This window comes from Pseudomonas sp. PS02288 (genome assembly GCF_029959715.1).
In the GTDB taxonomy this organism is placed as follows: domain Bacteria; phylum Pseudomonadota; class Gammaproteobacteria; order Pseudomonadales; family Pseudomonadaceae; genus Pseudomonas_O; species Pseudomonas_O kuykendallii.
On sequence record NZ_JASCPA010000060.1, the window covers coordinates 18,120 to 32,420 of the forward strand.

10 protein-coding genes are annotated in these 14,301 nt (G+C 66.6%); 4 read left to right on the forward strand and 6 right to left on the reverse strand.

What is annotated here, in order from left to right; translation table 11 throughout:
* Window positions 1-188 precede the first annotated feature (188 nt).
* Both QMX85_RS19675 and QMX85_RS19680 read left to right on the forward strand, forming a co-directional pair.
* Complete coding sequence (locus tag QMX85_RS19675; protein ID WP_282343727.1) at window positions 189-683, forward strand: phosphate-starvation-inducible protein PsiE; 495 nt, start codon at window positions 189-191, stop codon at window positions 681-683.
* A gap of 182 nt (window positions 684-865) precedes the next feature.
* On the forward strand, window positions 866-1,147 hold the full coding sequence (locus tag QMX85_RS19680) for a DUF3509 domain-containing protein (protein ID WP_282343729.1): 282 nt from the start codon (window positions 866-868) through the stop codon (window positions 1,145-1,147).
* 21 nt (window positions 1,148-1,168) lie between these two features.
* Here QMX85_RS19680 and QMX85_RS19685 read toward each other — a convergent pair whose 3' ends face one another.
* The 3 genes from QMX85_RS19685 to QMX85_RS19695 all read right to left on the reverse strand — a co-directional run bounded on the left by QMX85_RS19685 (window position 1,169) and on the right by QMX85_RS19695 (window position 9,046).
* The gene (locus QMX85_RS19685; RefSeq protein WP_282343731.1) at window positions 1,169-3,826 is read right to left on the reverse strand and encodes an SNF2-related protein; all 2,658 of its coding nucleotides are present in this window, start codon (window positions 3,824-3,826) and stop codon (window positions 1,169-1,171) included.
* Window positions 3,827-3,952: 126 nt separating this feature from the next.
* Window positions 3,953-4,834: an AraC family transcriptional regulator gene (locus QMX85_RS19690; RefSeq protein ID WP_282343733.1), complete on the reverse strand. Its 882-nt coding sequence runs from the start codon at window positions 4,832-4,834 to the stop codon at window positions 3,953-3,955.
* Window positions 4,835-4,918: 84 nt separating this feature from the next.
* Window positions 4,919-9,046, reverse strand: a complete 4,128-nt coding sequence (locus tag QMX85_RS19695) for a CheR family methyltransferase (RefSeq protein WP_282343734.1) — start codon at window positions 9,044-9,046, stop codon at window positions 4,919-4,921.
* A 243-nt stretch (window positions 9,047-9,289) separates the two neighbouring features.
* Here QMX85_RS19695 and QMX85_RS19700 point away from each other — a divergent pair, with 243 nt between their 5' ends.
* Entirely contained in the window at window positions 9,290-10,189 is a 900-nt protein-coding gene (locus QMX85_RS19700) for a DMT family transporter (protein ID WP_282343735.1), read from the forward strand.
* 10 nt (window positions 10,190-10,199) lie between these two features.
* On the opposite strand, the gene QMX85_RS19705 is transcribed toward QMX85_RS19700, so the two are convergent.
* The 3 genes from QMX85_RS19705 to yaaA form a co-directional block, all read right to left on the reverse strand.
* Window positions 10,200-10,532, reverse strand: coding sequence for a YnfA family protein (locus QMX85_RS19705; protein WP_090226964.1), 333 nt, complete (start codon window positions 10,530-10,532; stop codon window positions 10,200-10,202).
* A 58-nt stretch (window positions 10,533-10,590) separates the two neighbouring features.
* Window positions 10,591-11,421, reverse strand: coding sequence for an SDR family oxidoreductase (locus QMX85_RS19710; protein ID WP_282343736.1), 831 nt, complete (start codon window positions 11,419-11,421; stop codon window positions 10,591-10,593).
* 142 nt (window positions 11,422-11,563) lie between these two features.
* On the reverse strand, window positions 11,564-12,343 hold the full coding sequence (gene yaaA / locus QMX85_RS19715; protein ID WP_282343737.1) for a peroxide stress protein YaaA: 780 nt from the start codon (window positions 12,341-12,343) through the stop codon (window positions 11,564-11,566).
* Between the two features lie 465 nt (window positions 12,344-12,808).
* Between yaaA and QMX85_RS19720 the strand changes: the two genes are divergently transcribed.
* A complete protein-coding gene (locus tag QMX85_RS19720) occupies window positions 12,809-14,200 on the forward strand; it encodes a PhoH family protein (RefSeq protein ID WP_282343739.1) in 1,392 nt (463 codons plus the stop codon).
* Window positions 14,201-14,301: the final 101 nt, after the last annotated feature.

Here is a 14,301-nt window from a genome sequence, read left to right on the forward strand (position 1 = left end):
TGTTACTGGATTTATATACAGTGTACGGTGCTGTCGCCACCGAGGAAAGCCTGCCCGGCGATTTCCTGCTTTGGTACTGCCGCGGCGAAAACGTCACGGTCATCGCGTAGCATCTTCGATGCCGCTGGTTCCGTTCCTGCATGCGCCGTGCACAGGATAATCCCGCGAGCCAGTCAAGGAGCGTCAACGTGAAACTGAATTGGGCCGAGTCCCTGCGTCATTCCCTGCATGAACTGGCCGAGTCGCTGGGCAACCTGCTGGTGGAGGGCTTCCATTACCTGGCGCTGTTCGCCATTGGCGCGGTGACCGCCTGGGCGGCGGTGATGGCGTTCTGCGACATGGTGGAGAAGGGGCACACCAGCGTCGACGACATCCTGCTGCTGTTCATCTACCTGGAATTGGGCGCCATGGTGGGGATTTACTTCAAGACCAACCACATGCCGGTGCGCTTCCTGATCTACGTGGCGATCACCGCGTTGACCCGCCTGCTGATCTCGGACGTTTCCCACCACAACCGGCCGGACCTCAGCGTGATCTACGTGTCGGGTGCGATCCTGCTGCTGGCCGTGGCGATTCTGGTGGTGCGTTATGCCTCGTCGCGCTTCCCTTCGGTGCAGCACGACGGGCCGGGCAAGCCAGGCCCGCGTCCGGCGGCGGAACCCGAGGCCTCCGAACGCGATTGAGCCGGTTCGCACGCCGGTTCAGGCGCTTTGCGGCGGGGTGCCTGGCAGGGCATTCGGGGATCGAATGGCCGCGTCTTTGTCCGCAATGTGCGCTGTTGCTCAACCGGCTGTCGGTGGTTTGGAGAGTTGGCCGTGGACTTGCTAGGTCACCAGGGACACTCATGTTCCGCAGGTGTACGGCCATGCTCAATCCTTTCCAGTTCGTCAGCGAATCCTTCAAGGACGAGTTCCATGTGCGTTTCAGCATCGAACGCATGGACGGCAGCATCACCATGTCGCTGACCAACGAGAGCGGCGTGGTCGCCCGTCGTGCGCTGAGCAGCGAACAGCTGGGCGACCTGTCCAAGCTGGAGCAGACGGTGCAGAGCATTCGTTTCGGTCTGGCCATCGACAATGGCCAAGGCATTCGCTGCCTCAATCAGATCAGTGCCAAGGCCGCCAACGAGCTGCTGCCCAACGGCTAGGTCCATCCCGGGGTGCCAGCCTCAGGCATCCAGCGGCGCCAGCAACCGGTCCACTTCTTCCTCGGTCATCTTCCATTCGCCCTGCGACCCACCCTCCAGCACGCCGCGGGCCAGGCCGGCCTTGGCCTGCTGCAGCTGCTGGATCTTCTCCTCGACGCTGCCACGCGCGATCAGCTTGTAGACGAACACCGGCTTGTCCTGGCCGATGCGGTAGGCGCGATCGCTGGCCTGCGCCTCGGCGGCCGGGTTCCACCAGGGGTCGAAATGGATCACGGTGTCGGCGGCGGTGAGATTGAGCCCGGCGCCGCCGGCCTTGAGGCTGATCAGGAAGATCGGCAGGGTGCCGGCCTGGAACTGCTGCACCGGCGTGCGCCGGTCGCGCGTCGCGCCGGTGAGCAGCGCATAGGGAACCTTGCGGCGCTGCAATTCGGCCTCGATCAGCCCGAGCATGCCGGTGAACTGGGAGAACAGCAGCACCCGCCGGTTTTCGCTGAAGAGCGCCTCGAGCATTTCCAGCAGGGTTGCCAGCTTGGCCGAGTGCTCGGGTTTGTAGGGCGTCTTCTCGCCCTCCAGCAGGCGCAGGTCGCAGCAGGCCTGGCGCAGGCGCAGCAGCGCCTCGAGGATGATGATCTGGCTGCGCGCCAGGCCCTGGCGCCCGATCTCCTCGCGGACCTTGCGATCCATCGCCAGGCGCAGCGTCTCGTAGCGGTCGCGCTGCGCATCGCTGAGCTCGACCCACTGGATCACCTCGGTCTTCGGCGGCAGCTCGCGCGCCACCTGCTCCTTGGTGCGGCGCAGCAGGAACGGGCGCACGCGGGCGTTCAACTGGGCCAGGCGGGCGGCGTCGGCGTGTTTCTCGATCGGCGCGCGGTAGGCCTGGTTGAAGCTCTTCTCGTTGCCCAGCCAGCCGGGCATGAGGAAGTCGAACAGCGCCCAGAGTTCGCCCAGGTGGTTCTCCAGCGGCGTGCCGGTCAGGCACAGGCGCTGCCCGGCGTTGAGTTCGCGCACCGCCTGGGCCGCCTTGCTGCGGGCATTCTTGACGTTCTGCGCCTCGTCGAGGATCAGCAGATGGAAGGGTTGCGCGGCCAGCACCTTGGTGTCGCGCGGCAGCAGTGCGTAGGTGGTGAGCAGCAGGTCGTACTGGTCGAGCTTGGCGAAATGCGCGCGCCGACGTGGACCATGCAGCGCCAGCACGCGCAGATCCGGGGCAAAACGCGCGGCTTCGTCCTGCCAGTTGGGGATCAGGCTGGTGGGCATGACGATCAGCGCCGGGCGGGTCAGGCGTCCGGCGCGTTTTTCCGCCAGCACGTGGGCGAGGGTCTGCAGGGTTTTGCCCAGGCCCATGTCGTCGGCCAGCACGCCGCCGGCTTCCAGTTCGCCCAGCGCCTGCATCCAGGCCAGGCCCTGCGCCTGATACGGGCGCAATTGCGCGTTGAGTCCCGCGGGCGCGGCGGCCGGCTGCTGCGGCAGCTCGCGCAAGCGTTCGGCGAAGCGACGCAGGCGTTCGCCGCCCTGCCATTCCAGGGCGAGGCTGACTTCCATTCCGGCCAGCCGCGCAGCGTCCGGCTTGGCCAGGCGCAGGCGATCCTGTTCCAGCGGCGGATCGCGGAAAAACAGGTCGCCGAGCGCGCCGAGCAGCGGTTTCAGGCGCGCGAAAGGCAGCGCGACGCGGCGCCCGTCGCCGGGCAGCGGCACCATCAGCATCTCGTCGTCACGGCGCTTGTGCAGCGTGTCGGCGCTGAGCAGCCAGGGCGTATGGCGGATCGCATGGAGCAGTACCGGCAGCAGGCTGACGCGGCGGCCCTCGACTTCGACGCCCATCTCCAGATCGAACCAGTTCTGCTCCGGGGTTTCTTCCAGGCGCGAATACCAGGCGTCGATTTCGGCGAGGTGGAAGAGGAATTCCGGACGGATCAAGATGCGCCAACCCTGCTCGCGCAGGCGTGGCAGGCCTTCGCGGACGAAGCTCAGCCAGGCGGCGTCGGAGGGCAGCTCGAAGGCCTCGCCGGCCTTTTCCGGCAGCGCTTCGCTGACCCGCAGGGCGACGCTGAAACCGTACTGGCCGAGTTCGCGACGCAGCGCCGCTTCGGCCTCCAGCTGGCGGCGGATGCGCAGTTGCCGGTGATCGGCGAGCGGCACTACCAGGTCGCGGTTCTGCCGTCCGTGCGCCAGGTGTCCGGCGTACTCGAAGGCGAGGGCGGCGCGGTGCTGGGTCTGCTCGGTCATGCGCCCCTTGCGCGCGTCGAAATGCACGCGCACGTGGCTGTTCAGGCTGAGCAGCGGCTGCGGTTGCAGGTCGTCGCGAAGGATCTCCTCCGGCGCGTTGGCGCTGGGCAGCGCTTCGTGGCGATCGAGCTGGCGCTGCAGGGTCAGCAGGGCGGCCGCGGCGTGCTTGCAGTTGCGTCCGACCGGGCAACTGCAACTGCACTGGAACGTCCAGCCGTCGCCCTGCGGCTGCAGGCGGATGGTCTGCCGGTAGGGTAGATCGGCACTGCCGGAGCAGAGTGCGCGCAGGTTCAGTTCGTCCACCTCCAGCAGCGTCGCCCGGTCCTGCTCAGCGTACGCCCGGGCACGCTCCAGGCAGGCAGGGTCGAAGGCGGCCCGCCAGTCGTCAGGCAGGCCCCGGCGGAGGTCCGGGCGCGTCGGCACGGCGGAAGGGGGCGATGAGGGTTTCAACATGCTCGGTCGCTGCGAGTCGTGAACCGTCAATTCTCGCACGCGCCGCCGCGCTTGGGCACCCGTTGGCTGGCGTTCGTCGGCGCTGCAAGCGTATGCGGGACGGCGCGCGAGCCCGGCGCATGCGCGCTACAGCGGGCGGTTCAGAGCCTGCCGGTACTGGCCCGGCGTGCCGCCGAATTCGGCGCGGAAGCGGTTGCTGAAGTGGCTGGCGCTGGCGAAGCCGCAGGCCAGGGCGATGTCGCCGAGCGCCAGAGGGCTGTCGCGCAGCAGCTCGCGGGCACGTTGCAGACGCCGGGCCAGCAGGTAGCGGTGCGGCGGCAGGCCAAAGCTCTCGCGGAACATCCGCGCGAAGTGATACTCGGACAGCGCCGCGATGCCGGCCAACTGGCCGAGGCTGATGGCGTCGTCCAGGTGCGCTTCGATGTAATCGACCAGGCCCCGCCGCAGCCGAGGCGCCAGCCCGCCCTTCAGGCGCAGCTCGGGCCGGCGACCAACCTGGGTCAGCAGCGCGTGTTCGAGCATGGCGTGGGCGAGGCTGCTGGTCAGCAGGCGCTCACCCGGCTCGCTCCAGTCCAGCCGGCTCAGCTGGCGGAAGCGCCGGGCCTGCTGCGGATCGTCGAGGAAGGTCGCCTCGTTGAGCTGCAGTTCGCGCGGCTCGCGGTCGAGCAGGGTCACCGCGCTCTGCGCGAAGCGTTGCGGGCTGACGTAGAGGTGAGCCAGGCGGATGTCGCCGTTGATCACCCAGGCCGATTCATGCCCGGCGGGGAGGACGCACAGCTTATCCGGCGCGCCCTTGGCATGCGGGCGCTCGCGGCGGAAGGTGCCGGTGCCGCCGTCCAGATAGCAGGACAGCGTGTGCCAGGCCGTACCGGTGTAGTCGCGGGCGTCGTGATGGTTGCTCCACAACGCCGCGGCCAGCCCGTCTCCCAGTTCCGCGCTGTGTTCCAGGCGGGCATGGGGAGAGCTGGCGAGGGATTGGAAGACCTGATTCTGTTCGAGCTGCGACATGCGGACACCTCAATGCCGCCATCCTACGGCGCCGACGGCGGCCTGCGCAGCCACCGCCGGCGAAAAAGCGCAAGAATCTGCAATTTAGTGCAGCAGCTTCTCGATGGTTTCGATCAGGGCGTCGTAGGCCACCGGTTTGCCGATGTGCTGGTTGAAACCGGCGTCGAGGGTCTTCTGCGCGTCGTCGCTGGTGCCGTAGCCGGTGAGGGCGATGGCCGGCACGCCGGCGCATTGCGGCAGCTGGCGCAGGGCGCGGATCAACGCGTGGCCGTCCATGTTCGGCATGCCGATGTCGGAGAGGATCAGGTCGAACGTCTGAGTGTCGGCCAGCGCCAGCGCCTTCTCTCCGCTGGTCGCGGTGGTCACCCGAGCCTCTTCCATCTCCAGCAGCATCTGCAGGGTTTCGAGGATGTCCGGCGAGTCGTCCACCAGGAGAATCCGCAGGTTCCTGAGCTTGCCGCCTTCGACGGCCCCGTCCTCGACCGGAAGCGCGTGCGGCAGGGTGTAGAGCGGCAACCAGACGCTGAAGGTGCTGCCTCGTTGCCGGCCGGGGGAGGTCACCGCGACTCGCCCGCCATGCGCTTCGGCCAGTTGCCGCACCAGCGACAGGCCGATGCCGAGGCCGTCGCGGTTACGCTGCGCGTGCTGGCCTTCGCCCTGGCCGAACAGTTCGAACACCTTGGGCAGGAAGTCCTGGTCGATCCCCTGTCCGTCGTCGATCACCTGCAGCCGCGCCATGCCCCCGTCCAGGTCCGTGAGCAAGGTGACGTGACCGCCGTTGAGGGTGAACTTCATCGCATTGTTCACCAGGTTCCAGACGATCTGCTCGACGCGGGTGAAGTCGGCCTCGATGATCATCGGTTCGCCGTCGGCCCCGTGGCGCACGCTGAAGGCGATATCCCGCGCCGCGGCTTCGGCCTGGGCCACCTTGCCGATGTCGTCGATCAGCTGGCGCAGGTCTACGGGTGTGCGCTTGAGCTTGAGCTTGCCGGTGCGCACGCGGGACAGGTCGAGCAGGTCGTCGATGATCCGCGCCTGGCTCTGCACCGCCTGCTGGATGGTGTGCGCCGCCTTGCTCATCAACCCCGAGGACTTGACCGCCGGCAGGCGGCTGAGCAGCTCGGCATGCAGCTGGATCAGGTTCAGCGGGTGCTTGAGCTCGTGCGACATAATGGCGAAGAACTCATCCTTGAGCTGGCTGGAGTTCTTGCTCTCGTTTAGCTGGCTTTCCTGCTGCATCAGCTGGCGCTTGTGCTCGGTCAGGTCGCGGGCGATCTTCACGTAGCCCTGCCGCTGGCCGACCAGAGGGGTCATGATCCCGCTGCAATAGAAGCGGCTGCCGTCCTTGCGCTGGTGCCAGCGCTCGTCCTCGGCGCGGCCGTTCTCGCGGGACTTGAGCATCTCCTGCTGCGGGACGCCGGCCTCGATGTCTTCGGGCGTGAAGATCAGCGCGCCGGGCTGCCCCAGCGCTTCCTGCTCCAGGTAGCCGAAGTTGATCTCGGCGCCCTTGTTCCAGCTGGTGATCAGGCCATCGGTATCCAGCGTGATGATGGCGTAGTCGCGGGTGCTTTCCGCTACCAGGCGCATCAGTTCCTCACCGGCACGCAGTTGCTCCTCGGCCTCGCGCCGGCGGCTGATGTCGAAGAAGGTCAGCACGGCCCCTTCGATACGGTCCTCGGTGGTGCGATAGGGCAGCAGGCGCACGATGTACCAGGCGCCATCGGTGCTCTGCACTTCGCGCTCGATCAGCCGGAGCGACTCGAACACCCGAGAGGTGTCCTCTGCCAGCTCGTCGTAATACAGGCGGTGGGTGATATCAAGCAGCGAGCGGCCGGCGTCGGTCGGGATGATGCTGAAGATGTCGACCGCCCGCGGGGTGTACCACTTGATGCGCAGGCCGCGGTCGACGAACACCGTAGCGATGTCGGCCGAGGTGATCAGGTTCTGCAGGTCGTCGTTGATCTTGCCGGTTTCCTCGACCTTGGACTTCAGCTCATGGTTGACGGTGATCAGCTCCTCGTTGATCGATTGCAAATCCTCCTTGCTGGTCTCCAGTTCCTCGGTGGTGGAGCGCAGTTCCTCGTTGATCGCCTGCAATTCCTCGTTGGAGGCCTTGAGCTCCTCGGTGGAGGTTTCCGACTGCTCGATGGTGGCTTGCAGCTGCTGCTTGGTGCGCTGCAACTCCTCTTCCAGGTGCGCGAGCACGCTGTCCTTGCCGTCGTCACGGGGCGACTTGGCCTCGTTGCCCATCGTCTCCTCGACCTCGTCGAACAGCACCAGCACAAGTTCGCTACCAGCTTCGCCGTCGGTGAACGGGCGCGCCACCATGTTCACGTAGAAGGTCCGGCCGTCGCGGGCCAGGCGCACGCGGCGGGCCTCTACGCTCATCCGCGACTGGATGGCCTGGAACAGCGCGGTGCGCAGTTCCAGGCGCAGTTCCGGGTGGACCAGGGTCAGCAGGTTGTGCGAGGGCTCGCCACCGACGTAGCGCAAGAAGTGCCCGGCGCGATCGGACATGTGCACGATCTCGGACTCGTGGTTGACGATCACGCTGGGCGGCGCGTACTGCTCGAGCACGCGGCGATGCACCTCGGCGAAGGACACCTTACGCCGCTCGTAGCTGGTGGTCTTCATTACCGTGGGGGCGAGTTGGAAACCTTCGGTCGGCACCACTGGCGTGCGCCGGGTGATACCGATGTCTGTCCTGGCGCGGTAGATGCGGTTCTTCTTGTCCACCACGGTGAACAGGTCGGCGCAGGCATCGGCCGTCTCCGAACTGCCGAGGAACAGGTAGCCGCCCGGGCGCAGGGCGAAGTGGAACATCCTCAGGATGTCGTGCTGCACGTCGCGGTCGAGGTAGATCAGCAGGTTGCGGCAGGAAATCAGGTCGAGCTTGGAGAACGGCGGATCGCGTAGCAGGCTGTGCTGGGCGAACAGCATCTTCTCGCGGATTTCCTTCTTGATCCGGTAGTACGTCTGCTCCTTGGTGAAGAACTGGCGCAGGCGCGTCGGTGTCACGTCGGTGATGATCGCCTCGGGGAAGATGCCGGCGCGCCCGACCGCGATGGCGCGTTCGTCGATGTCGGTGGCGAACACCTGGAGTTTCGCCGGCCTGCCGTCGAGCTCCGCCTGGTCGCTGAGCAGCATCGCCAGCGAGTAGGCTTCCTGGCCGGTCGAGCAGGCCGCCGACCAGACGCGGATTTCGCGCTCCTCGTCGGTGTTTTCCTCGAAGAGCAGGGGAATGATGTCGCGTTCCAGTGCCTCGAAGGACTCGCGGTCGCGGAAGAAGTTGGTCACGCCGATCAGCATGTCGCCCAGGAGCGCGTGCGTCTCGGCACTGTTCTCCAGCAGGTAGTCCAGGTACTCGGGAAGGCTTTGCTTGGCATTCACCTGCATCCGTCGCTCGATGCGGCGCAGCACTGTCGCACGCTTGTAATGGCGGAAATCGTGCCCGGTGCGGTTGCGCAGCAGGTTGATCACGTCGCGCAGCGCCCGCTCTGCGGCCTGTGCCTGTTCCTTGGTGTCGACGCCATGAATCTGGATCGCGGAATCTTCCTCGGGATAGTCCGGCAGGGCGATGTTGCTGAGGTTCTGCCACAGCTCGGTGAGCTTCTGCGGCATCTCGGTAACCGGCAGGACCATGTCCACCAGGCCGCTTTCTATCGCGCTGCGCGGCATGCCCTCGTATTCCGCATCTTCGGGGGCCTGCGCCATGGTCACGCCGCCCTGTTCCTTGATGCGTGCCAGGCCCACGGTGCCGTCGCTGCCGTTGCCGGAGAGGACGATGCAGAACGCGCGCTCCTTGTGCACATCGGCCAGGGTACGGAAGAACAGGTCGATGGAGGTGTGCTGGCCGCGACGCGCCGGCGGGTCGGTCAGGCGCAGGTAGCCGTCGTTCATCGACAGGTCGTTGCCCGGTGGAATCACATAGACGTGGTGCTTCTCGATCGGCACCGGTTCGGTCACCTGCAGGACCTTCATCCGGGTGGCGCGCTGGAGCACCTGCGCCGCGCTGCTTTCGTGATCCGGCGAAAGGTGCAGGATCACCACGAAGGCCATGCCGTTGCCCTTCGGCATCTGTTCCAGAAACTGCTGCAGGGCTTTCAGCCCGCCTGCCGAGGCACCGATGCCGACGACGGGAAAATCCAGCTTGCTGCTGATGCTATTGCCGTTTCGCGGAATGGACATGGAGTCGCCTGGCACCTGGGTCATAGAACTCTCTGGATGCGCCCTGCCGAAACCCCACGCTGCGCGGGGTGGATGGACGATGGAGCGGACGGCTTGCGGCGCGTCCGTGTGTCCGACCACGGAGTATCGCACGTTGACCACCTCCAACGGCTTCCGTTGCCGAGCGATGACGGTCGTCAAAAGCGCAAGTTCCTGCAAGCGGCCAGGCCCGACGCGCGGCAGACTCTTCGTCGCCGCATCGCTCGCCCTTTCCGTCTCGGAGTCGCCATGAACCTTGCCTTGTACCTGCTCACCGTGCTGATCTGGGGGACCACCTGGATCGCCATCAAGCTGCAGATGGGCGACGTCGCCATCGCCGCTTCCATCGCCTATCGCTTCGCCCTGGCCGCGCTGGTGCTGTTCGCCTACCTGCTGCTGCGCGGCAGCCTGCAAAGGCTCGACCGGCGCGCACAGCTGCTCTGCGTGGCCCAGGGGCTGTGCCTGTTCTGCGTCAACTTCCTGTGCTTCTACAGCGCCAGCCAGTGGATACCCAGTGGCTTGATCGCCGTGGTGTTCAGCACCGCCACCCTGTGGAACGCGCTGAACGCACGGGTGTTCTTCGGCCAGCGCATCGCCGCGAACGTGCTGGCCGGCGGCGCGCTGGGGCTACTCGGCCTGGCGCTGCTGTTCTGGCCGGAACTGGGCGGCCACTCCGCCAGCCGTGAAACCCTGATCGGCCTTGGCCTGGCGCTGCTCGGAACCCTGTGTTTCTCCGCCGGCAACCTGCTCTCCAGCCTGCAGCAGAAGGCCGGCCTGCGCCCGCTGAGCAGCAACGCCTGGGGCATGCTCTATGGCACCCTGGCGCTGCTCGCGGTGTGCCTGGTGAGCGGCACGCCGCTGAGCTTCGACTGGAGCACGCGCTACGTCGGCTCGCTGCTGTACCTGGCGATTCCCGGCTCGGTGATCGGCTTCACCGCCTACCTGACCCTGGTCGGCCGCATGGGGCCGGAGCGCGCCGCCTACTGCACCGTGCTGTTCCCGGTGGTGGCGCTGAACATCTCGGCGTTCGTCGAGGGCTACCAGTGGACGCTGCCGGCCCTGTGCGGCCTGGTGCTGGTGATGGCAGGCAACCTGCTGGTGTTCCGCAAGGCGCGTCCCGTCGCGGCGGTGGCGCCGACGCCGGCCTGAAACGGCGGCTTCAGCTGTGCGACAGGCGTGGGCCGAAGAGGATGATCGCGGCGCCCAGCAGGCACACCGCGCCGCCGAGGTAGTCGCTGGGTAGCGGACGGGTACGCTCGACGAAGGCCAGCCAGAACAGCGCCGAGCAGACGTACACGCCCCCGTAGGCGGCGTAGGCTCGGCCGGCGAACTCCGCCTCGACGCGGGTGAGGATCAGCGCGAAGGCCGTCAGCGCCAGCAGGCCGGGAGCGATCCACAGCGCGCTGCGGTCCATCCGCAGCCACAGCCAGAAGGCGTAGCAGCCGGCGATCTCGAACAGCGCGGCGGCGAAGAACCAGAGGTAGTTGAGCACGGCGGGGCCTTGTCATCGAAGGGAGCGCCGATTCTACAGGCGCGGCGGATCAGCCGCTTCACAGCGCCACGTTCAGGCCGAAGCGTCGGCGCAGGCCCTTCTCCAGCAGGCCCTTGGGCAACCAGCGCGCCAGCAGCGGCAGCGCCTGGCTGCCGTTGCCCAGGCGCAACAGGCGCGGGCGCTGCGGGCGGCGCACGGCGTCGAACAACTGCTGGGCGAAGTCGCTGGCCGGCGTCGGATTGTCCTGCGAGGCGTTGGCGCGGGCGCGGATGCCGTCGCGGATCGGCCACCAGGGCGAGTCTTCGCCGATCAGCGATTCGGCCTCGCGGCTGGCGTTGGTGCCGAAGCTCGAGGCGATCGCGCCGGGCTGCACTTCCATCACCTCGATGGCGAACGGCGACAGCTCCATGCGCAAGGCGTCGGACAGCGCGTGCACCGCCGCCTTGGAGGCGCAGTAGGCGCCGGCGAAGGGGGTCACCAGGACGCTGGACACGCTGCCGATGTTGACCACCAGGCCACGGCTCTCGCGCAGTAGCGGGAAGCAGGCGCGGGTCACGCCGACCACCGAGAACACGTTGGTTTCGAACTGCCGGCGCAGGGCTTCGGCGCCGCCGTCCAGCAGCGGGCCCATCGCGCCGTAGCCGGCGTTGTTGATCAGCACGTCGAGGCGCCCGGCGTTTTTCAGCAGGCGTTCGGCGAGGCGGTGGACGGCGCTGGCATCGTTGACGTCGAGCTGCACGGCATGGAAGCCGGCGCTTTCCAGGGAGGCCAGGTCCTCGGATTTGCGGGCGCTGGCCCAGACCTGGTAGCCGCCGCGCTTGAAGGTATCGGCCAGCGCGCGGCCGATGCCGCTGGAGCATCCTGTGATCAGGACGACGGGTTGGCTCATGTGGCAGTTCCTTCTTCTTGTAGTTGTCAGGCGCAAGCCCGGCCTTGGTCGAATTGCCAGGCGGCCAAGGTGCGGCAAGCGCTGCGACATCGTACAACAAGAAGCGCGGCGGACGGCTACCGCGAAGCGTCCGGCGGCTCGATCAGTCCTGCGGCTCGTCGCGCAGGAACACCAGGCTACCCGCGCCCGACTGCTCGGCGCTGAAGCGGTAGCCGGCATAGTCGAAGCCCCGCAATTGGCGCGGGTCCTTCAGGCGCTCCTTGATCACGTAACGCGCCATCAGCCCGCGGGCCTTCTTCGCGTAGAAGCTGATGATCTTGTACTGGCCGTTCTTCAGGTCCTTGAACTCGGTGTCGATGATGCGGCCGGCGAACGCCTTGCGTTTGACCGAGGAGAAGTACTCCTTCGACGCCAGGTTGAGCAGGACGTCGTCGCCCTGCGCGGCCAGGGCTTCATTTAGCCAGCCGGTAATGCGTTCGCCCCAGAAGGCGTAGAGATCCGCGCCGCGCGGGTTGGCCAGCTTGGTGCCCATTTCCAGGCGATACGGCTGCATCAGGTCGAGCGGTCGCAACAGGCCGTAGAGGCCGGACAGCATGCGCAGGTGCTGCTGGGCGAAGGCGAAATCCTTCTCGGTGAAATCCTCGGCGGCGAGGCCGGTGTAGACATCGCCCTTGAACGCCAGCAGCGCCTGCTTGGCGTTGGCCGGGGTGAAGTCCGCGTTCCAGCTGCCGTAACGCGCGGCGTTGAGGCCGGCGAGCTTGTCCGAGAGGTGCATCAGCTCGCCGATCTGCGCCGGACTCATGGCGCGCAGCTGCTCGACCAGCACCTGGGCGTCGTCCAGGTGCTGCGGGAGGCTGTGTTTGGCGGTGGTCGGCGGGGTGTCGTAGTCCAGCGTCTTGGCCGGGGAAATCACCATCAGCATGCGTCGTCATCTCCATAAGGTCGGCGCCGATTCTAGGCGTTACCCGGTGCAGGGCTCCAGCTATGAAGGCGATAAGGCAGGACGATAGCGGGGCGGGAGGGCCAAAGAAGTGCCGGAGCGCATCAAGGACGGGCGTTTCGCGAAGCGACGGGACACTGCAGGGGCGGATTTTCCGGCAGGTTCCGGTGGGGCGGACTTCTGACTTTAACGGCGCCCGGAAGCCTCGCCAAGGTCATTTCGTCGCTGTGACAAAAAAGGCCGTCCGGCAGGAAAAAAGACTTCTTATCGTCATCGAAACTGCTGTATGAACGTTTTCAGACAGCCGATTCCTGCAGACAGGTGGCGTCCCCAGCCCGCACCTTGCCTGCAGTCCCCCGCGTCCGTGACGCAGGGAGTCGGCGGTCCTTCGCGGCGGAGCGCTGTTCCGGCATTCCGTCGCCTGGCCTCTCGAAAAGGTGACCGAGTATGGATGACCACGGACGCTCAAGCTCTACCCAGCCAATCCTCTACGTCCTCGATACCAACGTCCTGATCCACGATCCAAACGCCTTGCTCAATTTCCAGGAACACCACGTCGCCATTCCGATGACCGTGCTGGAGGAGCTCGACAGTCTGAAGACCGGTAAACACAGCGTCGCCGCGGAGTGCCGCCAGGCGATCCGCCTGATCGACAAGGTGCTGGGGGATGCCACCCCGGAAGAGGTGGAGAAGGGCGTACCGATCCAGCGTGGCAAGAGCGGGCCCAAGGGCACGCTGTCCATCCTCATGAGCAAGCGCGCGGAGCCGATCACCTGGCTGCCAGAGCACCTCAACGACAACAAGATCATCAACCAGCTGGTGGAGCTGCGCAGCCGCTTCCCCGGCGAGCTGGTGGTGCTGGTGACCAAGGACATCAACATGCGCCTGAAGGCGCGTGCCTGCGGGATCGATGCCGAGGAATACCACTCCGACCAGCTGATCGACGACGTCGACATGCTTTCGCGTGGCTACCACAGCATGAGCGGCTCGTTCTGGGACCGCGTGGCCAAGGTCGACACCCGCCAGGACCATGGTCGCACCTGGCACCGCGTGCAGCTCACCGACAACCTGCCGGCGGTGCACGTCAACGAGTTCATCCTCGACGAGCAGGGTTTCGTCGGCTGGGTGAAGGGCATTCGCGAGAGCGAGCTGCTGATCCTCGACATGCACCAGGAACCGCTGCTGCACCAGGAAGCCTGGGGCCTGCGCCCGCGTGACATCCACCAGGCGCTGGCGCTGTTCGCGCTGCTCGACCCGGACATCCACCTGGTCAACCTGACCGGCGCCGCCGGCTCCGGCAAGACCATCCTCGCGCTGGCCGCGGCCATCGAGCAGACCATGGTGACCAAGCGCTACCGGCGCATCATCGCCACCCGCAGCGTGCAGGGCCTCGACGAGGACATCGGCTTCCTGCCGGGCACCGAAGCCGAGAAGATGGAGCCCTGGCTCGGCGCCATCACCGACAACCTCGAAGCCCTGCACATGGACGACGAGAACACCCACGGCAGCGTCGACTACATCCTGCAAAAGGTCCCGCTGCAGTTCAAATCGCTCAACTACATCCGCGGGCGCAGCTTCCAGCAGAGCCTGATCCTCATCGACGAGTGCCAGAACCTCACCCCGCACCAGATGAAAACCATCATCACCCGCGCCGGCGCAGGCTCGAAGGTGATCTGCCTGGGCAACCTGGCGCAGATCGACACCCCGTACCTGTCCGCCACCAGTTCGGGCCTCACCTACCTCACGGAGCGTTTCAAGGATTTCCCCCACGGCGTGCACATCACCCTGCAGGGCGTGCCGCGCTCGATCCTCGCGGAGTACGCCGAAGCGCACATGTAAGCCACACCCCGCGCACCGCCATCCCGGCGGTGCCTTCAGCCCGTGGGGGGGGGGGCCCCGGGGGGCCGCCGCGCCGCCCCCGCGGGGGTAATGGCGGCGGG